General features: G+C 37.3%; 14 protein-coding genes and 1 riboswitch. Of the genes, 5 read left to right on the top strand and 9 right to left on the bottom strand.

The features are described from left to right. Positions 1 to 1885: YadA-like family protein (locus tag HNR69_RS07615; protein WP_183405664.1), on the top strand; the 1885-nt coding region annotated here is incomplete at its 5' end. Between the two features lie 128 nt (positions 1886 to 2013). On the opposite strand, the gene bioB is transcribed toward HNR69_RS07615, so the two are convergent. The 6 genes from bioB to HNR69_RS07645 all read right to left on the bottom strand — a co-directional run bounded on the left by bioB (position 2014) and on the right by HNR69_RS07645 (position 20503). Continuing rightward, a complete protein-coding gene (bioB, locus tag HNR69_RS07620; protein WP_075294371.1) occupies positions 2014 to 2997 on the bottom strand; it encodes a biotin synthase BioB in 984 nt (327 codons plus the stop codon). Positions 2998 to 3028: 31 nt separating this feature from the next. After that, positions 3029 to 3673, bottom strand: a complete 645-nt coding sequence (thiQ, locus tag HNR69_RS07625; RefSeq protein ID WP_011609165.1) for a thiamine ABC transporter ATP-binding protein — start codon at positions 3671 to 3673, stop codon at positions 3029 to 3031. Next, positions 3666 to 5270 carry a thiamine/thiamine pyrophosphate ABC transporter permease ThiP gene (gene thiP / locus HNR69_RS07630; protein ID WP_075294370.1) on the bottom strand — a complete coding sequence of 535 codons (1605 nt, stop codon included), beginning with the start codon at positions 5268 to 5270 and terminating at the stop codon, positions 3666 to 3668. Before thiP ends, thiQ begins: the two co-directional genes overlap by 8 nt. A 1-nt stretch (position 5271) precedes the next feature. After that, positions 5272 to 6288, bottom strand: coding sequence for a thiamine ABC transporter substrate binding subunit (thiB, locus tag HNR69_RS07635; protein ID WP_011609167.1), 1017 nt, complete (start codon positions 6286 to 6288; stop codon positions 5272 to 5274). A 64-nt stretch (positions 6289 to 6352) separates the two neighbouring features. After that, a riboswitch (TPP riboswitch) is annotated at positions 6353 to 6443 on the bottom strand. Positions 6444 to 6826: 383 nt separating this feature from the next. Continuing rightward, on the bottom strand, positions 6827 to 18718 hold the full coding sequence (locus tag HNR69_RS07640) for a YopT-type cysteine protease domain-containing protein (protein WP_135026487.1): 11892 nt from the start codon (positions 18716 to 18718) through the stop codon (positions 6827 to 6829). A 24-nt stretch (positions 18719 to 18742) separates the two neighbouring features. After that, the gene (locus HNR69_RS07645) at positions 18743 to 20503 is read right to left on the bottom strand and encodes a ShlB/FhaC/HecB family hemolysin secretion/activation protein (RefSeq protein WP_075294368.1); all 1761 of its coding nucleotides are present in this window, start codon (positions 20501 to 20503) and stop codon (positions 18743 to 18745) included. A gap of 343 nt (positions 20504 to 20846) precedes the next feature. On the opposite strand from HNR69_RS07645, the gene HNR69_RS07650 reads away from it, so the two are divergent. Both HNR69_RS07650 and priC read left to right on the top strand, forming a co-directional pair. Further along, the gene (locus HNR69_RS07650) at positions 20847 to 22205 is read left to right on the top strand and encodes a Na+/H+ antiporter family protein (protein ID WP_075294367.1); all 1359 of its coding nucleotides are present in this window, start codon (positions 20847 to 20849) and stop codon (positions 22203 to 22205) included. Between the two features lie 47 nt (positions 22206 to 22252). Then, the gene (gene priC, locus HNR69_RS07655) at positions 22253 to 22846 is read left to right on the top strand and encodes a primosomal replication protein PriC (RefSeq protein ID WP_075294366.1); all 594 of its coding nucleotides are present in this window, start codon (positions 22253 to 22255) and stop codon (positions 22844 to 22846) included. 23 nt (positions 22847 to 22869) lie between these two features. On the opposite strand, the gene HNR69_RS07660 is transcribed toward priC, so the two are convergent. Both HNR69_RS07660 and HNR69_RS07665 read right to left on the bottom strand, forming a co-directional pair. Further along, positions 22870 to 23043, bottom strand: a complete 174-nt coding sequence (locus HNR69_RS07660; RefSeq protein ID WP_011609170.1) for an anti-sigma factor family protein — start codon at positions 23041 to 23043, stop codon at positions 22870 to 22872. Continuing rightward, complete coding sequence (locus tag HNR69_RS07665; protein ID WP_075294365.1) at positions 23044 to 23622, bottom strand: sigma-70 family RNA polymerase sigma factor; 579 nt, start codon at positions 23620 to 23622, stop codon at positions 23044 to 23046. Positions 23623 to 23701: 79 nt separating this feature from the next. Between HNR69_RS07665 and msrP the strand changes: the two genes are divergently transcribed. Both msrP and msrQ read left to right on the top strand, forming a co-directional pair. Beyond that, positions 23702 to 24655 carry a protein-methionine-sulfoxide reductase catalytic subunit MsrP gene (gene msrP / locus HNR69_RS07670; protein ID WP_075294364.1) on the top strand — a complete coding sequence of 318 codons (954 nt, stop codon included), beginning with the start codon at positions 23702 to 23704 and terminating at the stop codon, positions 24653 to 24655. After that, positions 24655 to 25254: a protein-methionine-sulfoxide reductase heme-binding subunit MsrQ gene (gene msrQ / locus HNR69_RS07675; RefSeq protein ID WP_075294363.1), complete on the top strand. Its 600-nt coding sequence runs from the start codon at positions 24655 to 24657 to the stop codon at positions 25252 to 25254. The genes msrP and msrQ overlap by 1 nt, the downstream gene beginning before the upstream one ends. A 101-nt stretch (positions 25255 to 25355) precedes the next feature. On the opposite strand, the gene HNR69_RS07680 is transcribed toward msrQ, so the two are convergent. Then, positions 25356 to 26621, bottom strand: coding sequence for an NRAMP family divalent metal transporter (locus tag HNR69_RS07680; RefSeq protein WP_075294362.1), 1266 nt, complete (start codon positions 26619 to 26621; stop codon positions 25356 to 25358). Positions 26622 to 26812 lie beyond the last annotated feature (191 nt).

The raw sequence follows: 26812 nt of genomic DNA on the forward strand, positions 1-26812 counted from the left end.
TACGACATCGAACACAACGGCGGTGCTAACCATTAATACGACTGATGAATTAAGCAATATAAAATCAATTTCTTCACCGTCTAAAAACGGAAGTGCGGGCGGAAATGGTACTGATACAGAAGTCACCAAACTTACTTTAGATGCTGATAAAGGGGCGACTTTCCAAGTGGGTAGCACTGGTGCGAAAGTGAAGATTAATAAAGACGGCATTGCACTCACACCGCATAAAGCAAGTGGAGCGAATGGCTCTCCTCTTGAAGTACCAACCATCACCATTAAGGCAGGTACAGCCCCTGCAGAACCAAGTGAGGATTCCAGTTTACCTGCACCAGAGGGACCGTCTATTGTGTTCTCAACCAAGAAAACAGATGGTCAGTCCACAGGCACTGGCACGATTACGGGCTTGAAAGATTTGGCTGATAATGCTGATGGCACTAGTGCAACGAATAAAAACTATGTCGATGAACAGGTTAAAAATCTGAACAATAACCGTCCATTTGATTTTTATCTAGGCAATGAAAAAGTCGTGAAAGGGGCAGATGGTAGTTTCAAAAAATTAAAAGACGTCACACTTCAAGATATTTCTGAGGAAGAGAAGAAACAAGTCGTGATCAAAGCCGAACCAAGCACCGCACCTATTGGGATTAGCAATGTGGCGAGTGGTCTTGGGCTAGAAGCACAAACCGAAGAAGAGAAGAAAAAGACTCAAGAAAAATCGGCTGAACTCACCAAAACCGTTGAGGAAAAAGTAAAAGTGGTGAGCGAGAAAGCTAAAGCACTTTCGGACAAAGCACAAACTTTCACGGATTTAGCATTAGCGGTAAGTAGCTTAGAACAAGCAATAAATGCGTTGCCAGAGGGCAATGATAAAACACAAGCAGAAGCCAAGCTCAAAGAAAATCAAACAAAACTTGATGAAGCGAAAAAAGCACTTGAACAAGCAAGAAATGATTTAAAAGAAGCTCAAAAAGGCTTAACAGAAACCAATAAAGAGTATGAGAAAAATTACGGAGGCTATGAAAAAGTTGCAGAGTTAGTAAATCCGAAACAAGATAGCAAAATAGATTTAACCAACGCAGCAACAATCGGTGATTTGCAAGCGGTAGCGAAATCGGGCATGAAGTTCAAGGGCAATGATGGTGTTGAAGTGCGTAAACAACTCAGCGAAACCTTAGCAATTACAGGCGAGGGCGACACATTTAACAGCGACAGCACCGCTACCGGCAATATCAAAGTGGAAATGTCTCAAGACGGCAAGGGCTTAGAAGTCAAACTGTCTGATCAATTGAAAAATATGACGTCTTTTGAAACCCGTGAAGTGGACGGTAGAAAATCTACGCTAAACAGCAATGGTTTGATAGTGGTCAATAAAGGTGCAGATAACAAAGTCAAATCAGCAACATACAGTGCGGAAGCGATGGTGTTGTCGAATCAAGAAAACGACAATAAAGCCGTGGTGACCGCTGGCGGTGTCCATTTTGCCACTACCCAAGCCCCAGCAACAGGGGCTCGTGCGGGGACAGGCGTGATTACAGGCTTAAAAGACCTAGACGCACGCTCGACAGGCGACATGGCAACCAACAAAAACTACGTGGACGAAAAAATTGGTTCCGCCGTCAATCGCTTGGATAATGCGATCAGTACCACTAACAGACGCTTGCAGGCGGGTATCGCTGGAGCTTTGGCTACAGGAGGATTGCCGATGACGGTGATGCCAGGTAAATCTATGTTGGCAGCGTCGGCTGGCTCGTATAAGGGGCAAAGTGCGGTGGCATTAGGCTATTCTCGCATGAGTGATAACGGCAAGATAATGCTACGCCTACAAGGTACAAGCACTTCAACGGGCGATGTCGGCGGTTCGGTTGGTGTAGGCTATCAATGGTAGGGTTCTAAACGCCAGCAAAACTCACCGCACTTATTGATAAGTGCGGTGGGTTTGGTAGGGATGATTAGTTAAATCTCACCAAAACAGTGAACAATGCACTGTCCCAAACATTAAACTAATTTATTCTCTTATGTCTCAGGCTTAAGATCTAATTTTGCCATGAGCAATTGATCGCCATCTTCTTCAGGATTGACTGTTACCAATAATTTGTCACCGTAAAAAATAGAATTTGCTCCTGCCATAAAACACATTGCCTGCATTTCTTCAGACATTCCTTGACGACCGGCAGATAAACGCACATAGCTTTTCGGCATGGTAATTCGAGCAACGGCAATTGTCCGCACAAATTCAGTCCAATCTAATTCTTGAGCATCGGCAAGCGGCGTTCCCTCCACTTTTACCAGCTGATTTATTGGTACGGATTCAGGCTGAGGATCTAAATTTGCCAGACTTGCAATTAAACCCGCCCGCTCTTTGCGAGTTTCATTCATACCGACAATACCGCCACAACATACTTTTAAACCTGCTTTCCTGACTTTACCAAGAGTATTTAATCGATCATCAAAATCTCTTGTGCCGATAATTTCTTTATAATGTTCGGGTGCGGTATCAATGTTGTGATTATAGTAATCCAATCCTGCCTCTTTTAATTCTTCCGCCATACCGTCTTGTAATAAACCGAAAGTGCCACAAGTTTCCAACCCCAGATCTTTTACCGCTTTGATAATTTCAGTAATTTTTTCAATATCTTTCGGCTTCGGTCCACGCCAAGCCGCTCCCATACAAAAACGCCCCGCACCACGAAATTTAGCTATTTTCGCTTTTTCGACAATTTCCTCCACACATAATAATTGCTGATTTTGTACGCCGGTATGATAACGTGCAGATTGTGGACAATAACCACAATCCTCAGGGCATCCGCCTGTTTTAATAGACATCAATGTCGAAAGTTGGATCGTTTGTGGATTAAAGTGCTTTCGATGTACCTGAGCCGCTTGATACACAAGTTCTAAAAATGGTGTTTCAAATAACGCCTCAACTTTGCATACAGACCAATATTTAACGCAAGGATGCGGTGTTAAAGAGGGAATGTTGATAGTTGTGATTGTCATATTCTTTTCCTTATATAAAGTGCGGTCAATTTCAACGAGGAATTTCCCTCTCTGTTGCTTGACCATTTTTTATTTCAACTATGCGATCAATTTTATCTATCACTTCGCTCAGTTGATGAGTAACCAATAATAACGTTAATTGTTTTTCTCTGCAGAACTTATCAATCAATGTCAACATTTCCTGACGTAAATGAGGATCTAACGCTGAAAAAGGTTCATCAAGTAATAAAATCGGTTTATCTCGTAACAAACATCTCGCTAGAGCAACTCTCTGTCGTTGCCCTCCCGACAATTCTTTAGGTAAACGTGATAAAAAATCCGTTAAACCTACCGCACTTGCTACTTTTTCCAGTTGTTTGATTTCTTCTTTGCTCAACTTCAAATCCGCTCTTAAACCGATAGCAATATTTTGCCATACCGTTAAATGAGTAAATAAATTATGCTCTTGAAACAAAATGGAAACAGGGCGTTGATGTGGTGCGGTATAAGTATGATTTTCACCATTTAGCCGGATTTCCCCTTGCTTAACCGGCTCAAATCCTGCAATTAAGTTTAGCAATGTACTTTTTCCCGCTCCGCTTTCACCAATAATAGCAATCTTTTCGCCTAGACTTATATGTAAATCAAAGTGCAGAGAAATATTGGGATAATCAAAAATAGTGTTTAATTTAATCATCTTTTTTTATTCGTTCAATTAATATAAAAATACATGTACAAAAAACGAGTAACAGCAATGCAGTTACTGCACCTTCGTCAGAGCGATAACTGCCTAATTGTTGATATAACAAATAAGGCAAGGAACTAAAATCCTGATTCCCGAATAAAGCTATGGCAGTAAAATCCCCTAAGGAAATAGCACAAGCCAGTGCAAAAGCATATTTAAATGATGCGTTTAAATTATGCCATTCAATTAAATAAAATCTATTCCAACCTTGAATAGCCAAGGATTGCGATAGTTTTTCGTAATGTTGCATATTGTTGTACATCGGTAACTTTAGAACCTGTAAAACAAAAGGCATGGCGGTTAAGCCATTACATAGTACGACTAAAGCAAATAAATGATAGTGGGAGAAATCCATTTCCCTTAAGCGAATAAATAAACCTACTGAAATAACCAAGACAGGGATAGCCAGCACCAGCATTCCGCTATTTAAAATACTCTGAGATAAAAATGAATAAGACAAATAGTGTAAACGGCGTGCCAGTAATAATAATGAAACGGAAAATAACATCGCTAAAATCGCTGATAAAGGTGCAATAGCTAACGAATAACCTAAAGCCTGCCAAAGTTGTGATTGCTGCCAAATTTGCCATAAACTTTGTGCTTGAAAAGCGGAGAAAACAATATTTATTAAAGGCAAGCTGATGAACAATAAAACGCAATTGATATAAAAAATTTGCCAGATTTGTACCGCTCTTGACTGCTTTTCTAACCAAATATTTTTACTATGCAATAACACTTGTGGCGATTTTTGCCATAGGCTACCCAATGCAAACAGCACACAACAAAAAATTACTTGTAACAACGCAAATAACGCCGATTTTGCGAGATCAAATTCAAATAAAATGGCTTGGTAAATAGCAACTTCCAACGTGGTGTATTGAGGACCGCCGCCTAAAGTGAGAACAATAGCAAAGCTGGTGAAACATAGCATAAAAATCAAGCTGAAAACCGGTAATATTTGTTGGCGTAAATAGGGAAATTCAATCAAACGGATAAACTGCCAGCCACGAAGATTTAATTGTGATGCCAGCTGTCTTTGCTGAGTTGGAATTGTTTGGAATGTTTGCAAAAACATTCTTGCAGCTAAAGGAATATTAAAAAATAAATGTGCGATTAAAATACCGCTTAAACCGTAAATATGGGGTTGCCAAGTTATGCCTAAAAATGTTGTTACTTTGACTAGCCAGCCGTTATGCCCGTAAATTCCTGTAATACCAAAAATTACCACTAATGCAGGCAACACAAAAGTTAAAGAAAATAGTTTAAGAATCAAAGATTTTGCTATAAACCTTTGATAGAAAAAGGCTCGAGCGAATAATAAACCGAAAAAGACGGAAAGTAAGGAGGATAAGATAGCTTGTCCAAAACTAAATAAAATGACTTGTTTGACGTAATCATCTCGTATCAGTTCCGCCCAGTTATAATCAGTTTCAACAGTAAAAATACCGCTCAAGACCGAAACATAAAACAAAATAATAAATAACCACACTGCCAATCCACTTAATGAGCTGATTGGTAATGTGGAAAAATAACGCCATGCTTTTAACAAATTACTTCACCAAACTTGCTTGCCATTGATTAATCCATTTTTTTAGTTGCTCAGCAGAAATATTGGAACTGTCAAACACATTTGTTTTGAGCTGATACTGTTTTAAGGCATCATAATGTGGCTCAATAGGGTCAGAAATCACAGATAACATCACATTATTTTTAACGATATGTGTCTGTGCTTGCGGTGAAATCAAGTAATCCATAAATAAATCGCCACAGGCATTTTCTTTGTTTGCTATTTTGGCTGCTAATTCAACTTGTAAAACGCCGCCTTCAGCAAAATCCGTCGCTTGGTACTGATCTTTTTGTTCATTTAATAAATGATAAAGTGGAGAGGTGCTATAACTTAATACTAAATCCGCTTCACCTTTTAAAAATGCCCCATAACTTTCCGTCCAACCTTTACCGACAGTAACAGTATGTTTAGCTAATGTCTGCCAAGCTCGATCTACCTCTTGTTGCGGATACACTAAATTTAACCAAATGATTAATCCCCGTCCCACACTGCTTGTTCGAGGATCCTGATAAATAACTCGTAAATCCTGACGTTCAACCAGCTCTTGCAAAGATTGCGGTGGATTTACTAATTTAGTTTTATCATAAATAAAAGCATAATGCCCGAAATCATAAGGTAAAAAACGTCGATCTTGCCAAGAAATCGGTAAAGAAAGTCTATTTAAATCAACTTTATGCTCACTAAATAATTCAGACTTAATTGCCTCTTGTAATAAATGATTACTTAAGCCTAGTACAATATCCGCTTTGGTTTTCTTACCTTCTAAACGCAGACGATTGAACAATACACCTGAACTGTCAAAGGACACATAATTTACCCGACATTGCGGATATTGTTGCTCAAATCCTTGTTTCACCTTTGGACCTGCTCCCCAATCGGAGGAAAAACTTTTATAAGTATAAACGGTTAAGCCTTGTGCCGATTTCGCTTCCGCTTGAGCAAAAGAGCAAATAGACATCGCAGAAAGTGCGGTAAAAATTAGAGTGGTTTTGAAGTTCATTACTTTTCTCCTGTTTGAATAAACACAGCATGATAAGTAATATTGACTTGATTGGAAAAAGAAAGGAGTAAGACCATTAGTTTCCTACGTCAGTATTAACTGTATCAGGTTCACGGGTATTATCTCAGCTGTTATCAGCACCCCGACTAAGTCGGACAATAGTCTATTATATTTTTGTTGAAAATAACAAGGAATTTTCTCTTAATCTTTGACTTAACTTCAAGAACTTATTATATCTAATGTAATGTACAATTTTTTATCAAACATTTTCCGGCACAATACAACGCTACACTTTTTCAAGAAATTCAAAAAAATAAACATAATCAAAAAACTCAACTTGAGCAATTAAGTTATAGATTATGTTTATCAGATTTGTCGTTTTGCTTGCTCATATACAAAAACCGAACACCATCCTCTTATTAAAAGTGAATTTAGAATTTTAAGCAAAACAAAAACGTTCCCAATTAGTAGGCAGGAAGAGTTTCAAGCCTGTCTAAAAAGAAACGTTTTGAAGTTATGTCTGATTAAAAGAAATTATTTAATCAATTATTTTTTTGTAGTTGACCACATTAAAGAAACGTTTTCCTTCTTGTTTTCCGGCATAGCCACTTTTTTGCCAAAAGGCATTTTTCAACCAATTCTCAAACTGCTGATGAGTTGGGAATGTCATTTCACCAAAATTCGGATCAAAGAAAGTCACTTTTGAGCCGTCAACCGCCGCAGATACAGTGTGAGATCCTCCCTCAAGATTAATGGAGATTTTCTTAACACCGGCTTTATCATCGCCTGTATCCAAAATCGCTTTTACTAATGAGGATACATCATTTTTTGATACAGTTCCTGATACTTCATCACGACGAACAAAATCCGCTACTTTTTTCTCTTTCGGAACAACACCTTGCTCTTGCAACCAACTGTCTGTTAATTTGAATTGCTGAGTTGCACTACCGCTATTAATAAACTCAGTTTGAAGTTTTTTAATAGAATCAATAGTTTCTTTTTTCAAGTGTCCTTTTTTACCGCCCTCATAAAGGGTATTAAAGAAATTCTCGTCGTTTGGATTAACATTTTTTGCAATCCAATGTGCACAAGTTGATTCACATACACCATTTTGTGTTTCCATGTGTTTTACAATTTCCTTGTAAACTTCCCCTTTAGATTGGGCAAACTTAAAGCTTACTTCTCCACCAAACTCTTCAACGGAAGAACGTACAGCATCAATTTTACTTTTCACTTTCAAAGGCTGAAATTGATCCTGAATGCGTTGCAATACCGTGCGTTGCTGTTCAACTAGCTCTTTGTTACTCACCAAATCACTCACAGGTTTCGCTTTTGCCTGTTCCGTTTCGGTCACTGTTTCAGAAACTGTCGCAGATCTAACTGTTCCGGAACTCAAAGCAGCCGAATTTTCCACCGCACTTTCTGTCAAATCCGTAGAAGTGCGGTCAGTTTTTTCTAAATTCTGCCCGTTATCTTCCTCGCTTCCTTTTTTTGCCAACTCTTTTAAAAACTCAACTACCACTTCACTGCTCGTTGCGGATTTAGTTGATGCTTTCGTTTGAGGAATAATCTGCGGTTCAAACTCATCACTAAATTTGGTAAATGCCGGATAACCTGCGTCAAGTAAAATTTTATTTACTATGACTCTCGCCATACGTCCATTACCTTCTGCAAATGGGTGATAAGCAATCAATCGCTGATAAACTAATGCCCCAACCACACTCGGCTCAATTCCTTCATTTTTCGCTCGATTGATAAAATCAACCGTTTCCGCTAACTGAATTTTTGCCGCTTCGGGACTAGAAAATACCGCATTTTCTTTGGTTAAATTCTCTTTTTTATAAAGTAAACGACCTTCTCCCTCATCCGGACGTAATCCGTGATTAAGATTCTCGATCATCTGCACTGTCAAAGGTTTGCCTTGACTGTTTTGTAAGAAATCCTCTATTGCGGTCTTTAACTGTTCTTTCAACTCCGGTGTACGTTGAATGGTTTTCGACGTCGCAGCTAAAGCCTCTGTGATTTCATTTGTTTTTGTTGAAAGATCCTCTATAACCTTTGTTTTCGGTAACGTTTTCACCAAATCTTGAATTTCTGAAAACTCCTCAGCAGAAGGACGAAATGTGATTGCCTTATTAATACGACTTTCTACTTTCTTAGCTCCCTCGGTGAGAATATCATCAAATTCAGGTAAATGAGACATTTGCTTAACTGTCGCTTCAGGAATTGATTTCTTCGAAATCTCTCTTGCTTCATCTAAAAATTTCTCATTTTTCAATACATTACTTTCAAAATTAGCATTTCGATCATCTTCTAAAGAAATTAATCCTTTTAAATTTAAATTATCTTCCAAGTCTTGATAATTGACTTTATTCGCTGTCTCATCTCCCGCTACAGGCTTCGCACCGCCCTTACTTCCGGTGAAAAATTGTTTCACTCGTTGGAAAAGTGTGGTTTTTTCTTTTTCTACACCTGTAGCACCCTCTGATTTCTCTGCCGCTTTTTTATTTCCTCCCGCAGCATTTTTGAGTTCTGCCGGTGCAGATGATAGCGATGCAACTTCATTTACAGAAGTCTCCACTTTCGGAACAGATGGTAACTGACCACCTGCTTTACCTTGTTCCGGCTGTTTAATGGTCAAACTGTCTGCGGATTGTGTGTTTTCGACTTCACTAACATCTTTAGACTTCAACGTAACAGGCAAAGTCGCTTGTTCGTCTTGATTATTCGCACCGCTCTCTTGAGAAGATGATTTTTTTCCTAATTCAGTCAAAAATTCTTTCACAACTTCAGCACTTGTCGCCGACTTAGCGGTAGCTTTTGTTTGCGGAATGATCTGCGTTTCAAATTCAGAACTGAATTTAGTAAATGCCGGATAACCTGCGTCAAGTAAAATTTTATTTACTACAACTCGAGCCATACGACCATTACCTTCTGCGAACGGATGATAAGCAATTAGTCGCTGATAAACCAGACCCGCTAAAACGCTTGGTTCCACATTTTGCTTGATTGCTTGGTTAATAAAGTCCACTGTTTCATTTAACTGAATTTTTGATGCTTGCGGACTGGAAAATACTGCATTTTCTTTAGTTAAATTTTCCTTTTTGTAAAGCAAACGATCGCTACCTTCATCAGGACGTAATCCATGATTTAACTTTTCGATCATCTCTACAGTTAACTCTTTACCCTGACTACTTTTCAAAAATTCTTCAATCGCACCTTGAACTTCTTCTTTCAATTTCGGATTACGTTGAATTGTTTTTGACGTATCTGCTAAAGCTTCTGTAATCGCTAAAGTTTGTGCATTGAGATCATCTACCGCACTTCCTTTTTGTATATTTTTCACCAATCCCTGAATTTCATTAAATTCATCAACAGATGGCTTGAAAGTTAAGGCATCATTGATGCGTTTCTCTACTTTCTTCGCTCCCTCTGTCAATATTTCATCAAACTCCGGAGAATTCCCCATTTGTTTGATTGTAGCTTCAGGAATGTATTTCTTAGCGATCTCTCTTGCTTCTGCCAAAAATTCAGGATTTTTCAACACATTTTCTTCAAAAGAAGAACCACGTTTATCTTCTAACGCCAATAAATTTTTCAGATTTAAGTCATCTTCCAAACTATCATAATTCGGCTTAGAAACAGTTTCCTGTTCAGATTTTGCCTCTTTAGCTTGTGATTTATTCGATTTCGCAAAGAAGAAATCTTTTACTTTCGCAAACCAAGATTTCTCATCTGATTTTGCTTTTGGCGATACGCCCTCTGCTCCTTCTGATTGGAGTTTATGATTACCGTTATTGTTGCGATTACTTTCAGCCAACGCACTTCTTGGTGTACCTAATACAGCTGATTGTCCATTTTCCGCAACTGTTTCATTGCTTACCGGATCGCTCAAATTTGATGGGCGTGGCGGTAATTCAGGTGCCACATCATCTTCCACTCTCGCTTTTACAATCGGATTTGCCGCTGCCGCTTCATCACCTTTTGCTTTCGCTCTCGCAAGCCCTTCCGGACTTTTATCCAATGTTGCATAAATCGGCTCGTTTACCTCTGGTTTTGCCGTATTTGCTCGATCTTCTTCAGAATTTGACCGCACTTTTACTTCATTTACAGTGTCAGTCGCATTTTCCGCAGGTAATGCACGCTTCGGCGTTTGTGGCTCAGAAGAAAATTCCGATGGAATCGGTTCAAATTCTTCACCGCTAGACTGACTACGAGCCGATCTCGGCTGTATTGATGGAGAGGTGATTTCAGCATAATCTCCCTCCACAGCCAAGCGTTCTGTACGCACCGCTGTTTGCGATGGTTCGTCTAACGGAATTGTTTCATAATCACTAACTTGACCTTTTGCAGCTCTCGGTTGTAACGGCGAAACCTCACCAATTGTAGCGTAATCTCCACCATCTACCGCAACTTTAGGTGTAGCCTCCGGTGTTGCCGGTAAATCACGTTTTGCTTTATTCGCTCTATTTACAACATCATTAATGTCGGCATAAATATGATCTGCCGTATCAACTTCCTGAGTTAAACGGAAATTTGGAAGTGCCGGCAGAGGATCATTCGCACTGCGAGTTTTAGAGGTAATTTCCGAATAAATTTCATTACCTACTTCTTCCACTTTGTTTAACAAGGTTTTCACTGTCGGTAATTCCGGCAATTGATCACCAGCCGCTCTTCTCACACTGCCGTACAACGGATTATCCACCATTTCAAGGTTAGAAGATGCTTTTGGTTTGGACAATACGCTGTAAATACTTCCAATCGTATCATAAACATGATCAGCTAAATCCGCACCTTGACTTAAACGAGTTCTAAACTCATTTGGAAGAGGTGGTAACGGATCATTCGCATTGCGGGTTCTAGAAGTAATTTCCGAATAAGTGCCATTACCTGCTTCCGTGTCGCTATTCAACAAGTTTCTCACTGTCGGTAATTCCGGCAATTGATCACTCGCAGATCTTCTCACACTGCCGTACAGCGGATTATCCACCATTTCAAGGTTAGAAGATGCCTGCGGTCGGGACAAGGTACTGTAAATGCTCTCAATAGTATCTGCTAGAACTTTATTTCTCGTCCCTTCACCACCTAAAAGGCTGTAAGGACTATCACTTTCACCACCTAAGTTTCTATTTCTAACCGCACTTCCATTACCTAAAAGACTGTAAGGACCTTCACCGATTTGTTCGTAAATATGCTCCTCTGCTGCTTTTGTTCTTCCTAAAAGGCTATAAGGAGCGGCTGCAATTTCATCATAAACATTTGATCTGATACGAGAAATATCTGAATTTGCATCACCTACCGTACTGTAAGTGCTATCACTTTCACCGCCTAAAGTTCTATTTCTAACCGCACTTCCATTACCTAAAAGGCTGTAAGGACCTTCACCGATTTGCTCGTAAATATGTTCCTCTGCGGCTTTTGCTCTTCCCAAAAGACTATAAGGAGCGGCTGCAATTTCATCATAAACATTTGATCTGATACGAGAAATATCTGAATTTGCATCACCTACCGTACTGTAAATATCATCGCTATTGTTACGTAACGTTCTAGCTTTGTTAGCGTTGCTATCGCCTAAAAGATCGTAAGCACCTTCAGCACTCACTTTGTCATAAACAAGCTCATCTCCTAATGCTTTCACTTTTCCTAAGAGACTGTAAATATCATCGCTACCATTAGGCAATTTTCTTCCTTTATTGGCATTTTGATCACCCAAAGTGCTATAACCTTCACTGCCTTCATCAGAAGTTCTTAGTTTGCGTACATCAGCACTAGAACCGTAGAGCGGATTATCTACCATTTCTACAACATCTTCTGAAGAAATTCTAGTTGTAGTCGGCTGTTCGGCATCATTATTTACTGCTTTGCTAAACTTAGATTGTAATTTAGATTTTGCTTTTTCACCCAACTCCACTAAGTCTGCAACTTCAAAATTGAATTGTGTACTTGCATACACATCATCTCTCGTTACGGTCTTAGCTTTGCTTAGATCATCAACAATTTCGCCCGTTACATTATTATCTTTAAGATTGATTCCGGAAATAACCGATTTTTGTACCGCATCGTAATGTTTTTGCTCCGCACGCCCGCCACGTACATTAAATGAAGATGCACCACGCTCGTTAATACCTACAGAAACGCCGACAGAACCACCATCTTTATGATGACTATCATTAAGTTGTTGGCTCGTAACATTTCCTGAAACACGGAAGCCACTATTTTCATCTTTATTGATGAAATGAGCCGCTACAAGATCCAAATCTTTAATTTGTCCGGTAATTCTGTTCGCAACAATACCTGCCTGTTGATTAAGAAGTTTTCTGTTCTCAACTTCATGAGTATAACCTGCCCCAAAACTTCCATTACCTTTTACAAGTGTGGAACTAGAAAGTGCGGCACCTGCTGAAGCACTAAAATCAAAACCTCTATAAAGTCTATCGAAGGAATCTTGTTTTGATACAATGTTCGTTTTACCTTTGATATTTAAATCCAAATGATCCGCTTTAATATTTGAGCTAATCAAATTAAGATCTTTACCTGCTGCAATTTTTAGATTTTTCGCTCTCAGCAAGCTGTTGTTATGTGTAACTGATTTTTCTGTCGTGAAACTTTCATTGCCATCAACAGAACCTGATACGCCACCATTACAACCTCCGCTCATCACGCTACAACCTGAATTTATACCAAATGCAAATTTCTGACGAGATTGTCTTTCAGTACTTTCTCTTGTTGTTTCGCCGTCAAGTATATCAACATTACGTTTGGCTTGAAGCGTTAGCTTGCTGTTAGCATCGCTTTCTACATTTTTCAACTGTAGATTTCCACCATGGGCTGAAAGCGTAATATTACCTGCAATTTTTGTGCGAATGTCAGAGGTTTCCTTAACCTTATTTGTTTCGTAATTACGCTCAAATCCAAACTTAGATGAACCGCCAACCAATTCGCCGGTAACAATATTTGCAACATCGCTAATATGTTGCAACGCAACTGTACCATCTTGCTTAACGCCTCGTTGTGCCTCTACAATTTCTTTCGCTACATGGCTAACAGCATCTGCAATAGCTGAGTGTCCTTCTGTTTCAATACCGAATTTCAAGACTGAACGTTCAGAATCAAGATGATATTCATCTTTTTGTTTATTCGATGTAATCTCTTTTGCAGAAAGTTCAAAGCCTTCATCTTCTTTAACTTTCTTATACTTGTTGAATAAATCATTGGCAGATTTTTCTGTCATCAAATCATCAACTTCACTTTGAGATAGGACTTTAAATTTAGGTTCCTCTTTCTGAGCTGCGTTGTCTGTTGCATCAGGTGCGGCTTTTGCCTTAGCCTGTTGCTCAGCTTTCGCTTCATCTTCTTCTGTTGCCTTTCCTGTGAACTTGTGTTTATTAATATCAACACCACCGATTTCCGCTTTTTTCAATACATGTAAAATACCATGATCGACTTGCAAATCGCTGTTGGTGTGAGTTAATGATGTTTCTTTTTCTCTCGTTTCGCTGAAAGAACCGCCCAAAGTAAAACCGGTGCCAGTATTAGATGATGCACCGCCAATATTTGTTTTCTCGCCGTTTTGGCTATCACGTTCATGGCTTACAGTGAACCCTGCACCGCTAATATGACCGGATGAATATTCTTGATCTAAGCGAATGTAACGTTCCGTCTGTTTCGCATTGCGACCTGCCTTGGTGTTATAATCACCTTGCACAATCCCTGTAACAACTTTTGCCTTGATCTTACTGCCTTCCTGATTCACATCATTTTTTATTGCGAAATGCACATGATCAAATTCGGTATTTGAACCGACAGAAATCGCTTTTTGCGTGCTTTCCTTACGATAGCCCAATACCTCGCCTTTCTTAGAGAAAATTCTACCTTTTTCAACGGAATGCTCAGTTCTGTGGGTATCTGTCGTATTGAAATTACGTGCTTTTACAAAACCTGTTTTACCTTTAATATCCGAACCTTTTGAATTAATATCTGAATCTTCATCTGCTTCAAGGTGTAAATGTCCCTCTGTTCTAATTGAAGCACGTTGAACTTCAACATCGCCGTTTCCATTCACAAAAGAGCGAGCAGTATTATCAATTCCTTTGTGTCCAACTAAGCGAGTGCTTTCCTCACTTAAAATATCGCCTCTATTTTTGATTTTACTTTCGGCTTCAATATCAATATTTTTGCCGGAAATCGTACCGCTGTTTAGTACATCTCTTGTTTTCAAATTAATTTCATTAGCACGAATAAGTGCATCACCAAGTCCTCTGAATTTTTCAGCATCTCTTAATGTTTTATTTGCAAAATAAACTTGCGGTAATAGAACCTCTTTATTGTTGATATTGGCTTTAACATACCAAACAATGTCTTGTTTAAGTTGATTTTGTTGTTCTTTTGTTAGTGCTTCCCCAACTTTCAAACCTAACTCTTTAGATTCAAAATAAGAGTTATCTATTAATTTTTTAACCAACTGTGCATCATTTACTTGATATTTCAATGCCAAATGGTTATCTACTTTCTTCTCAATAGATTTTGTAATTAACTGATGTTCTAAATAGTTATCACCAATTACCGCTACTTTCTTACCGGCATCGGTAGATGAACCTACTTTATTTAAGAAATATTTAGATCCAAAATATTCATCTTGGTTAATATACTGCAATTTCGTTCTGTAAAGCGGATCGGTTTCCACTTTAGGACGTGTATCATCTACCTCTTTTAAGAATTGGTTTTTCGAAAGTGCTTCTTCAATTTGATGATCTTTCGCCAGCTCTTTTCTGTATTCTTCAAGACGTTTTTCTTCTTCAATTTTCGCTTTTGCATCCGCTTGTTTTTGCTGTTCTTGTTTTTCTTTCTCAAGAACGAGTTGTCGTTTTTCTTCTTCAATTTTGCCTTGTAATTTCTTCTCTTCCGCAAGTTTTTCGGTTTCTTGCTGAGCAATTTGTTTCAATTCTGCTTGTTTTTCAAGTGCACTTTTCTCTTGGCGTTCTTCCTCTTTTTTGTAACCTGTTTCTAGTTCACTTTGTACTTTTTCATTTTTTGTTTTTGCATCAAGAGCTTTGCTTTGGCGTTCTGCTTGTGCTTTCTCTTTATATTCATTGAATTTTTGACGTAACTTTTCCTGTACATGATCAGGTAAAGTATCAAAACGATCTCTTGTTTCTAGCCTTGACTCAGTTTTATAGTCAGGCTCATCGGGTTCGCGTTCCCAGCCATCATCAGACACCTCTCGAATATATGTTTTTTCACCAATTTCATCCAATAACTTATCTAAGAATTTTCCATTCTCTGATAATTCGTTTTCATTCAATAAATCAGGTTCTTCTCCTGTGTGAGGTTTTAATAGAAATTCATCTTCCTCATCAATCTCAATATTTTTATCGACCGTTTTATCTAACTGTACGCTGTTATCCACAAAAAGATTTGGAATAGATAGCAGATCTGACAAGGCGGATAAATCAACATTGCTATTATTCAGATTTTCTTGCCCGTTGACCTCTGATTTAAATTCCGCTTTACTGATATCAAATTTATAGTTTCCTACTGTTACTTGCTCAGTTTCAGAAAATCCTCCAGTTGAACCATTTTCTAAAGCTTTCATATCTCCCTGAATTTTTCCAGCAAGAATTTTAGCTTTATCTGTTGGGCGATAATCAAAGTGGGCATCTTGTTTTTCTTTAAATGATTTCCAACGTTCTGACAATGTTTTATGGTTACTATTTCGCCAATCCGCCCCAAAAACTTGCACCATAGCCTTTTGGAAAGTATCCGATTTAATGTCTTTTAATAAGTGCATAGCTTGCGAGTTATCCGCATAATAAGAACTGGAATTTGTTATTGGTTGCTCAGAAAATAAACCGTCAAAAAGCTCCTCAAGAGAATTGAATTTTCTCTCTGCTTGCCCTGAAAGTGCGGATAAAAAGAGACGGGCTCTCGGCTGATAATTAAATGTAATATCTTGTTTTTGTTTGAAAAATTCAGTCAACAAATTGGCTTGGTAAGCCTTCATATTATTTACAACTTTTGCATTTTGGGCTTCGAAAGTGTTTTTAACATTAATCACACCATGATTAGTGAGTGTTGCCTCTTGTTGATTATCTCTTTTCTTACCTTCGAATTTGAAATTGCCTTCCGCACGGATCAAGCCTGCTTTTTCGACTTTCACCTCTGCTTTTTCAAATTCTACCGGATTGATCCATAGACGATAGTCGTTATTATGCCAACCATGACTTGCAATATCAGAACGGCGATAACGGGTTAATACGGAAGAATTTGTTCCTTTGCTGACTTTGCCCGACAATTGAACATCATTAATCAGTTCATTAGCTTTTACAGTAAGATCGCTCTTAGCAAAAATATTACCCAAGTTGTAAACGGTATTTTCTGCATCGAGTTCCATTTTACCCTCAGAATGCAATAGAGAATCCGCTCCATTAATAATATTTCCCTCAGTTTCTTTATTATTTCCTTTAGCAGATAAAGTCAGTTGTTCACGAGCACCCAAAATCCCTTTTTCATTATAGATACTCCCTTGTTTAGCATTAATCGTCAGCGTTTTTCCGCTGGCTAATAATCCGTTGTTAACAACATTGCCTGCCGCATTAATGGTAAGTCTTGCAGTAGTTTGTAGTTCATCATTTTCGCTAATAACCACATTTTGAGCATCAATAGTCAACTCATCTTTCGCTTTTATAAACTTGTTACCCTTGCTGACAAAACTTGTATTATCTTTAAAAGTTAATTTAGCTTTAGATTTACTTTCAATGGTACCGGTATTTTCAAAGCCAACATCTAAATCAGCAACGGTTTCTTCTTTAACGTCCGCCTTGCGTTTATTGTCTTTATTTACAGAAACAGTAACTGTCTTACCTTTGGTTGTAATATCAAGATTGTCTTCCGCATAAATTTCTTTTTTATTGACTAATTTATCGGTATCAATTTTTACTTTATTTCCGTAAATACGCCCTTGGTTAGTCAATGTTTGAGATTTAAGCTCAAGATCCGTTGCAACGATTTTTGTCTCGCCATCCAAGACAAGAGATTTTTTTGCATCCACTTTAACTTTTTTAGAAGCTAACTTCCCTTTGTTTTTTAACTTGGCATCTTCTGTATCTTTAAGTGTGATGGAGTTATTTGCCGTAATCTCATTTGCTATGGTAACTCTTTTGGCGTTATTTAATGCAATCTCATTTTTGGCTTGTAATTTATCACCTAAATCAATATCCCCTTTATTGCTTTCAATTTTAATATCGTTTTCAGATAAAATAATACCATCGTGTTTTACACCCGCACCTTGATCCGTTACGATCAATTTAATACTTTTACCGTGCATTGCACCTGTACTTGCACCGGTAATTGCGACTTCTTCTTTGTCGGAAGCCTGACTGGTACTACTGTCTTTTTGTACTTCTAATTTCGTTTTATCATTCTCAATGCTATATTTGGTTTTACCTTTCCCTGCAATAAAGGTAATTTCTGTTTCTACATTAGAACTTTCTTTATTTTTAATTGTGCCTTTCTGTTCAATTTTCTTCGCAATAATATCTAAGTAAGGTAAATTATCCGTTGCAAACCCGTTGACATCTATTGTTACTGTTCCTTCTGAAACATCTAGATCCATAACACCATTTTTAGGATCGATAAGCTTACTTGTCGTTGCAACAAAACGTCCTGCGTTAATGGTTTGCACCCCATTTAGGTTAATACCATGTTGGTTGGCAATAACCAAATCGGCTTTTTTACCTAAAATCTCTAACGCCCCTTTAATTTGACTTAACTCTGCTCCCGTTACTTGATTTAAAATAACTTTTGCTTCCTGCTCTGTTAAATTCTTATTACCTTCTAGATAACCCACTAATTCAGAACGTTGTTGATCTTTATTATTTTTAAAAACCGCTCCGTTTGGAATATTAAATTTTTGGAAACGGTTATCTGAAATTCCTTTATCATTCGGTTTCGCAATATCGATAACAATGACGTTATTTTCTGTTTTGTATAGTTTAGTAGGGTGGTTGTTTACATCGTTTGCAACAGTATTTCCTGCTCCAGTTTGATTCTTATAGCTAGTATCCAATTGAACATCATTATTATTGTTGGTTGATGTAATATCAGTTAGCTGAGGTTTTTTCTCCGTTTTTGCTACTTCTGCTGACTGTGCAAAATTCGGTGCTGCTACCATACTTAACAGCAATACAGAAACGCTTTTCCAATTTAAGCACAAAGCAGAAGATACCGGATTTAAAAAGGTTTTTACGGATAAACATACGTTGGATAAGCGGTAGTCTTCAATCGCTCCCTGCCGGTCTTCCTCGTCTGTTTTTTCTGACACAACAACAGAATCAGATGAACCACTATCTACAGCTGATGTAATACATTCTGCTACAGGAACTAAACAACCTCTTGTCTTGCTGAAAATAAGCTTATAACAATTCTTATTCATAATACCTTCCTCTAAACTAAAAAATCAAAACGAAACCGAACCTGTGAAATAAAAAACCGACTTCTTGTTACTTTCCTCAAAAGTTCCCACTCCATTAATAGGCTTAGCATAAGTCAATGATAATGCAAGTGATTTTATTTGAGCTTTCACACCGAATGCAAACCCCGCAAACGTATCTACAACATGGTGCGGTCGTTTTGCATGAACTTTTCCTATATCAATACCCAAAAAAGGGTTAATGTAAGATAAATAACTCTTTTGAGGGTAAAAAGGGATCGTAACTGTTTGAGAAATATAGAAACCACGATCACCTGAGCCTGCCCCACCTTTGAATCCTCTTACCGTATATTCATCTCCAATTGAGAACTGGTTCTCTCCATATAAGCTATCAAATCCATATTGTGCACCTAAACGAAATTGATAACTCATTCCTCGATTAAAAAAAACAAACGGTCTCTGCCAGTTAATACTGCCTGAAACCAATCTTAATGTTTTGTCTCTATGTGAATTATATGCAGAATGATTTGCATTAAACCACCGCAGTCCATTGGAATAAGACAGATCACTATAAAGTTTGCCATGCCCCAAATTGGTCACATAAGATAATCCTATATTCAATTTGTTATTGTGATATTTCCCTATGCGAATATCACCAAAGTAGCTAAGACGCCTTTTAAACTCAAGTTCTCCATATAAAGATAAAATCATGTCTTTATTACGCAATAATGTGTGCGATAACTTAAATGACGCTTGCTTTGTTTCCCCACTGGATCCGTGAGTATGAATTCCTCTCAACTGTTTCTTATAACCGGAATATGATAACTTAATATCCAAAGTCGAAAATGAGAAAGGTTGAGTATAAGACAAGGAATAATTTTGTTGCCGATTTGCTTGACGATCCTTATAAATACGATAACCCGTTGAAAAACTCCAACGGTCATTCGTTCCTAACAGATCACTCCATGAGATGCTTAATGTTGCCTGATTTCGACCTTCGGCATTACTTCCTTCACCGGAATTATTCAGGCTTAAACTAACCTGCGGATAAGAAGTGCGGTGCCTCTCAATACTCAGATTTGACATACTTTTCTTGTCCGATGCAATCACATTGACTTTCGCTGTTTTATTCCCTGTATTTAAGATCTCAATAAGCTGATCTACATCATAAATACGAAGTACTTTTCCCTTTAAATTGGGCAATACCAATAACATAGCTTTGTCTTTAAATAGAGATGCTTGTTTATCTTCCACTAAAATGTCATTTACTTTTCCCCAAAGTACGACAAATTCCACTTCACCGTTTTTGATCTTTGAAGATTTTAAACCAATAGCACTGGTTACATAACCGGCATTGTACAACACCTGTGTTAATTCTTTTGTCAACGCAAACACGGTTTTCGTTGATAAAGGCTGATTTAAATAATGTTTTATGACTTCATCAAAATCCAGTGAGATTTCCTCTCCACCCAAATCAATAGTAATCTTCGTAATTGTTTGTATCGCCGTTGTGGATTTAAGTTGAGTAACGGTATCCTCTTGATTTGGTCGGTTATCCTCCAAAAAACGTTGTGCTTTTTCAAAATTTTGCTCAACTTTTTCAAATTGTTGTTGATTTTTTAAATGCAATAACTCTTGAACCAAAGGCTTAGCCTCTTTCGCTGCTTCTCTTGCTTGCGTAACCAAAGGATCTTCTTGTGCTTGCACAACTAAAGGAGCAGCAACAAAAGAAACTAGTAAACAGCATGAAAATAGGATATTTATCTTGTTATATTTATATTTTGGCATAAAACGCCGTCCTTCCACTTTAATTGGAACAAATTATACTATACGCTATTTAGACAACTGGTAATACCAGTATAAATCATTCTTAGCAATTTCATCGTGTCTTTTTCATAATTTTTCATAAAAAATCCCCCTTTCCTGTGCTAAAAAGAAAATTGATTATACTGTAGTTTTTATACTATTGAATGGAATGAATTACGCAGTAATTACTTTCTTATTTTTATCTTCGTTTTATCATAACTGTCATTTTCATTAAATAATACTAATTTCCTCTTTAAATCTCTCCTTTTTTCGAGTAGATTAAGAGTTCTCCTCAAAAAATTAAGTAACCATAAGGAAGAACATTATGTTATTAACTAACCCAGTAGTAATTTCCATTATTGTGTTACTCGCCTTAAGTCTTATGCGAATTAATGTTGTTATGGGATTAGTTATCTCAGCATTAGTTGCCGGGCTATGTAGCGATTTAACCATTAATGAAACAATAAAAGCGTTCACAGGCGGTTTAGGCGGGGGGGCTGAAGTTGCAATGAACTATGCAATTTTAGGTGCTTTTGCTATTGCCATCTCTAAATCAGGTATTACCGATCTACTTGCTTTTAAAGTAATTAAACGCTTAGGTAAATCGCCAACAGGTAATTCAATGGCTGGATTTAAATACTTTATTCTTGCCATACTAGTGTTATTCTCAATTTCTTCGCAAAACTTATTACCTGTACACATCGCATTTATTCCAATTGTTATTCCTCCGCTCCTTGCAATTTTTAATAAACTAAAAGTTGATCGTCGTGCGGTTGCTTGCGTATTGACATTTGGATTGACTGCAACCTACATGCTTCTCCCTGTCGGTTTCGGTAAAATTTTTATTGATAGTGTTTTAGTGAAAAATATTAATCAAGTAGGTGCTTCACTCGGCTTAAAAACCAGTGTAGCAGAAGTCTCTTTGGCAATGGCAATTCCGGTTATCGGTATGGTTATCGGTTTATTAACCGCAGTTTTCGTCACTTATCGTAAACCTCGAGAGTATGTTTCAGCCGGTTTAAATGCTACAACTGAAGAAATCGAAAAGCACATTGCAAATATTAAGCCCTTCCATGTGATTGTAAGTGCGGTCGCAATTGTACTCACTTTCGCTTTACAACTGATAACCAGTTCAACAATTATCGCTGGTCTTGTCGGTCTCATTATTTTCGCAGTATTTGGTATTTTTAAACTAAAAGAAAGCAACGATATTTTCCAACAAGGCTTAAAATTAATGGCAATGATCGGTTTCGTAATGATTGCCGCTTCGGGCTTTGCTGCGGTAATTAATGCAACTGGCGGTGTAACAATTTTGGTGGATAATTTCAGCCAAGGCTTGGGTGCAGAAAATAAAGGTTTAGCTGCATTTCTTATGTTGCTTGTAGGTCTATTTATTACCATGGGAATCGGTTCATCCTTTTCAACTGTACCAATTATTACATCTATTTATGTACCGCTTTGTCTTTCCTTTGGATTCTCACCGTTGGCAACTGTTGCAATTATCGGTGTTTCTGCCGCACTGGGCGATGCTGGCTCACCTGCCTCAGACTCAACTTTAGGTCCGACATCCGGCTTAAATATGGACGGTAAACATGATCATATTTGGGATTCTGTTGTACCAACATTCATCCACTACAATATTCCGCTCATTCTTTTTGGTTGGATTGCGGCAATGTTCCTTTAATAACTTACTTTGAGTGCCTATGGCATGGCACTCAAATTTTTTAACTTATGCAACAATCTCCTGTTATTATCTTACTTAAACAAAAAGTTGACGAGTTTTTCTCTCGTTATTCTCATATACCTTCCAAGCAAAAAATCTATGCCAAATTTGACCGCACTTTATTTAGCCAAGACTTTGAGAGTTTATCGTTTTACCTGAAAGAAATTCGTCAATGTTTAACTCAATTAGAAAAAATCAATGATGATAATGTACAAAAATATACTTTTTATAGTGAAAAATTAAAAGGACAATGTAAGGCTCTCTCAGAGGCGTTATCACAAACAAATGCTAAAACAAACATCAAATTTCAGCATAACGATACAAGTCTGCAATCTGTACAAGAGCGGCGGGAAAAACAAAGAATTGCACTGAATAAACTTCCTCCAAGGGAGCGTTTAAGCAAATATTATGAAGCATTACAGGCTTTAAACACAAAATTAGAACGACAACGAGATTGCTTTGAAGAGGCTACATTATTACAGGATAAGCAAACCTACAGCCAACAAATCGCAATTACACAACAACGTAAACAACGGTGTTCTGAGGCTATTGAACAACTGGAAGAATATTTGGCTTTATTAGATACAACCTCAGAGAAATAACGAAAATATTTCACAAGTATGCACTATTTTTGTTTAAATTCTTGCATTAATCGCTTGATCTGCCGATCATTCTTTTTAAATGCTCGACAATAAGGACAAAATAATAAATGAATATTAATTGCACATTTTTGATAGAACGCTAATTTTTTTTCATTACTCAAAGAAATCAATTCAGTAATTTCTTTACAATTTTTCATCTATTTTTTCCCTCCAAACCAATTTTTAGATAAACATGCCTGTAACTGAAGTCTAGCTCGATACAACAATACATGTAAATTAGACGTAGAAATCTCACATTCCTGACAAATTTGTTCGCTATCCAATTCCAAATACTCTCGCATCATAAAAATGCGTGCTTGCTGAGCCGGCAACCGATTTAAACAAGCATCAAAAACAATCCAAAACTCCTCTTTGTAGGTAGCACTTTGAATATCTGACCATTCATTAGGTTCAAAATGGTTTAAATCCCAATGTCCTTTATCATTAAAAAAAGCGTTCGGTGCATCTTCTTCATAAATTTCAGAAACGTTAATCATGCGGTTACGACTATGAATTAAATCAATGATTTTATTTTTTAAAATAGCAAATATCCACGTTTTCAATGCTGCTCGTCCCTCAAAAGTGCGGATATTTTTTACCGCACTTGTTAAGGCTTCCTGTACCACATCTTCAGCTAAATCAAGATCCTTCAACTGCAAAACAGCAAATTTAACCATTTGTAAGCGAATTTCTTCAAGATCTGCTTGAGAAATATGTTTTGTTTCACTCACAATCATTCTCCTTGACAAAATAATGTAAGATTTTTCATCATTCTCTGACTATACAAATTATACGCTAATAATATAGGATTTAAGAATGAAAAAATTAACTTCTCACGATGTTACACCTGAAGAAATTTTCCACCAACGTCGTAAAATTATTAAAGCCTTCGGATTAAGTGCGGTGGCAACTGCATTACCAACGTTTAGTTTTGCACAAGACAGTAACAGCTTGAAATCCCTTGAATATAAAAAATCGACAGCCACAACTTTAATTTTAACGCCTGAAAATAAAGTTACCGGCTATAACAATTTCTATGAATTCGGTGTAGATAAAGGATCTCCTGCACACTATGCCAAAAAATTTCAAGTAAACCCGTGGAAACTGGAAATTGGAGGAGAAGTCGAAAATCCTTTTACGCTCAACTATGATCAGCTTTTCACTCAATTTCCATTAGAAGAACGTATTTATCGTTTCCGCTGCGTGGAGGCTTGGGCGATGGTTGTGCCTTGGATTGGTTTTGAACTCAATAAATTATTAGAAAAAGCAAAACCGACAAGTAAAGCGAAATATGTGGTATTTCATACTTTGTATGATCCCGAGCAAATGCCGGGGCAAAAAAATCATTTCTTTGGGGGCGGTATTAATTATCCTTATATTGAGGCACTTACCCTCGCCGAAGCAATGCACTCTCTCACGTTAATGTCGGTAGGTTTGTACGGAAAAGCATTACCACCGCAAAATGGAGCACCAATTCGCTTAGTTGTACCTTGGAAATATGGCTTTAAAAGTATTAAATCTATTGTCAAAATTACTCTATCGGAAACACGCCCACGCACTACTTGGGAAAGCCTTGCACCGAATGAATATGGCTTTTATGCCAATGTAAACCCTAAAGTAGATCACCCTCGTTGGTCTCAAGCCTCTGAACGGGTTATTGGTGCCGGCGGATTATTAAGTGTAAAACGCCAGCCTACACTTATGTTTAATGGCTATGAACAGGAAGTGGCACATTTATACAAGGGATTGGATTTAAGGAGCAATTACTAATGTTGGCATTATTACGCATCATTATTCACTTGTGCTGTTTCGCCCCATTGGTGTGGTTGCTTTTCGTGCTTTTCTCAGGAAATGAAACCGCACTTGGTGCCGATCCGATCAAAGAAATTGAACATTTCTTAGGCTATACAGCTATTTTGATTTTCTGTGCTATGTTTTTACTCAGTATCCTATTGCAACTATTGAATAAAAACCAATACCAAATTTTACGCCGTCCTCTTGGTTTATGGGCATTTGTATTGGCATTATTGCACGTTGCCAGCTATCTTTTCTTGGAATTAGGATTTGATTTCTCATTATTCATAAATGAAATTATAACTCGTCCTTATCTGATTTTAGGCGGCATTGCTTTTCTCATTTTGTCAGTAATGGCAATAACATCGTTGCCCCAAATAAAACAATGGCTTGGTAAACGTTGGTTTCAAATACACCAGCTTGCCTATATAGCAATTATCTGTGCAGCAATCCATTATTATTGGTCATCAAAAAGTGTAACTTTAGCACCGATTGTGGTAAGCCTAGCAGTGATTGGGATCGTTATTTGGAAATATAGTGGAAAATATCTCTTAACATTTTTGCATAAAAAATAGACATTTTATTGTATAAAACTCTCCTGATTTTCACCGCACTTTTCCGCTAATTGAATGATCATTTCACACAAAAAGCGACAACTAAGTGTCGCTTTCTACCTTTAAGCAAACCATCCTGCTTGATAGGCAATAAATAATAATGTGAATGCAGTTAAATACACTAAACCGATTATAGAAAGCCAAAATAACCCGCCTCTTATCCGATGTTCGCCCTTTAATACAAGCGAAAGATTTAACCACGCAAAAATAGGCGTTGAAACAAAAGAAGCGATCATGGCAAATTCTAACATTGGACCGACAGCATTATTGAAGTAGAAAATAATCGCTAATCCGGAAAGTGCGGCAAATAATATCGCTAAATTTAATGTTCTTAAACTACTTTGTTTTTTATTTAAAATTAAACGTAAACATTCCACATTTGAGCGAGAATATCCATCAATTACCGTAATTGTTGTACCAAACATACACATAAAAGCAATAAATGCAATAAGTGCCTTTGCCCATTCACCAATCGTTGAAGCATACATATTAATCAATTGTGCAATATATTTTCCACCAACCATTTGAACCGTTTCACCTGAACCAAATTGGACTAGTGCACCCAGTGCAAGAAATACAATGGCTAAAATTGCAGTACCAATATAACCGACATTAAAATCCCAAATGCCGTCCTCATAAGATATTTTTGAAATACGGCGTTTAGCGACTACCCACATTGAATTGATTGCAGAAATTTCAATTGGTGCAGGCATCCAGCCCATCAATGCAACAATAAAAGCAAGTGCACTTAGACTCCATGGATTTGGGGCAATATAATCTTGCGAAGCAACGCCATTAATACCATTACGCATTAATGCAATAATTACAGCAGTTAATGTTGTCAATGTTAATGCAATCATAATGAGTTTAGATAAACTATCTAGCAAACGATATTGCCCAAATAACAAAATAAATAAGCTAACGCCAATAACAATCAGACTCAATGTAGGAACCGGAACAGAAATCGGTAATACAAAAGTTAAAATCGCCGCACAAAGCAAGCCTACTGCGGCAGTATTAATAACCGTTGAAAAAACATTTAATAAGAAAAATACCCATAGATAAGATTTCCCTTTTTGGCGATAACCTTCAAGTAACGTGTTACCGCTATCTAAAGTATATTGCACACCAAAACGAAAAAATGGATATTTAAATAAATTCGCTAAAAGAATAATAATGGCTAATTGCCAACCATAAATAGCACCTGCCTGTGTCGACGCAATAATATGCGAACCGCCAACAGCCGCTGAAGCCATTAAAATACCAGGACCCAGTGCACTTAATTTTTTTGCCCAAAAAGATTGATTTACTTGTTGATTTTCTTTCATAAAAATTCCTACTAACCATCTAACGAATTAAAATTCTAAAATATTTAAATATAAAAACAAGAGAAAAATAAAAAATAAAATTCTAATAAAGAAGATTTATAAACAAAAAATAATTATATAAATCCAAAATATTTAACTTTACTAGATTTTAATGCTATTTTTTAAAAAATAAAAAGAAATAAACTCTAGAA

This window comes from Histophilus somni (genome assembly GCF_014202395.1).
In the GTDB taxonomy this organism is placed as follows: domain Bacteria; phylum Pseudomonadota; class Gammaproteobacteria; order Enterobacterales; family Pasteurellaceae; genus Histophilus; species Histophilus somni.

Coding starts and splice junctions, on each gene's coding strand:
- bioB (WP_075294371.1), bottom strand. CDS start 2,997: ATGACAATCACAACTATCAACATTCCCTCTTTAACACCGCATCCTTGC.
- thiQ (WP_011609165.1), bottom strand. CDS start 3,673: ATGATTAAATTAAACACTATTTTTGATTATCCCAATATTTCTCTGCAC.
- thiB (WP_011609167.1), bottom strand. CDS start 6,288: ATGAACTTCAAAACCACTCTAATTTTTACCGCACTTTCTGCGATGTCT.
- HNR69_RS07640 (WP_135026487.1), bottom strand. CDS start 18,718: ATGAATAAGAATTGTTATAAGCTTATTTTCAGCAAGACAAGAGGTTGT.
- HNR69_RS07645 (WP_075294368.1), bottom strand. CDS start 20,503: ATGCCAAAATATAAATATAACAAGATAAATATCCTATTTTCATGCTGT.
- HNR69_RS07650 (WP_075294367.1), top strand. CDS start 20,847: ATGTTATTAACTAACCCAGTAGTAATTTCCATTATTGTGTTACTCGCC.
- priC (WP_075294366.1), top strand. CDS start 22,253: ATGCAACAATCTCCTGTTATTATCTTACTTAAACAAAAAGTTGACGAG.
- HNR69_RS07660 (WP_011609170.1), bottom strand. CDS start 23,043: ATGAAAAATTGTAAAGAAATTACTGAATTGATTTCTTTGAGTAATGAA.
- HNR69_RS07665 (WP_075294365.1), bottom strand. CDS start 23,622: ATGATTGTGAGTGAAACAAAACATATTTCTCAAGCAGATCTTGAAGAA.
- msrP (WP_075294364.1), top strand. CDS start 23,702: ATGAAAAAATTAACTTCTCACGATGTTACACCTGAAGAAATTTTCCAC.
- msrQ (WP_075294363.1), top strand. CDS start 24,655: ATGTTGGCATTATTACGCATCATTATTCACTTGTGCTGTTTCGCCCCA.
- HNR69_RS07680 (WP_075294362.1), bottom strand. CDS start 26,621: ATGAAAGAAAATCAACAAGTAAATCAATCTTTTTGGGCAAAAAAATTA.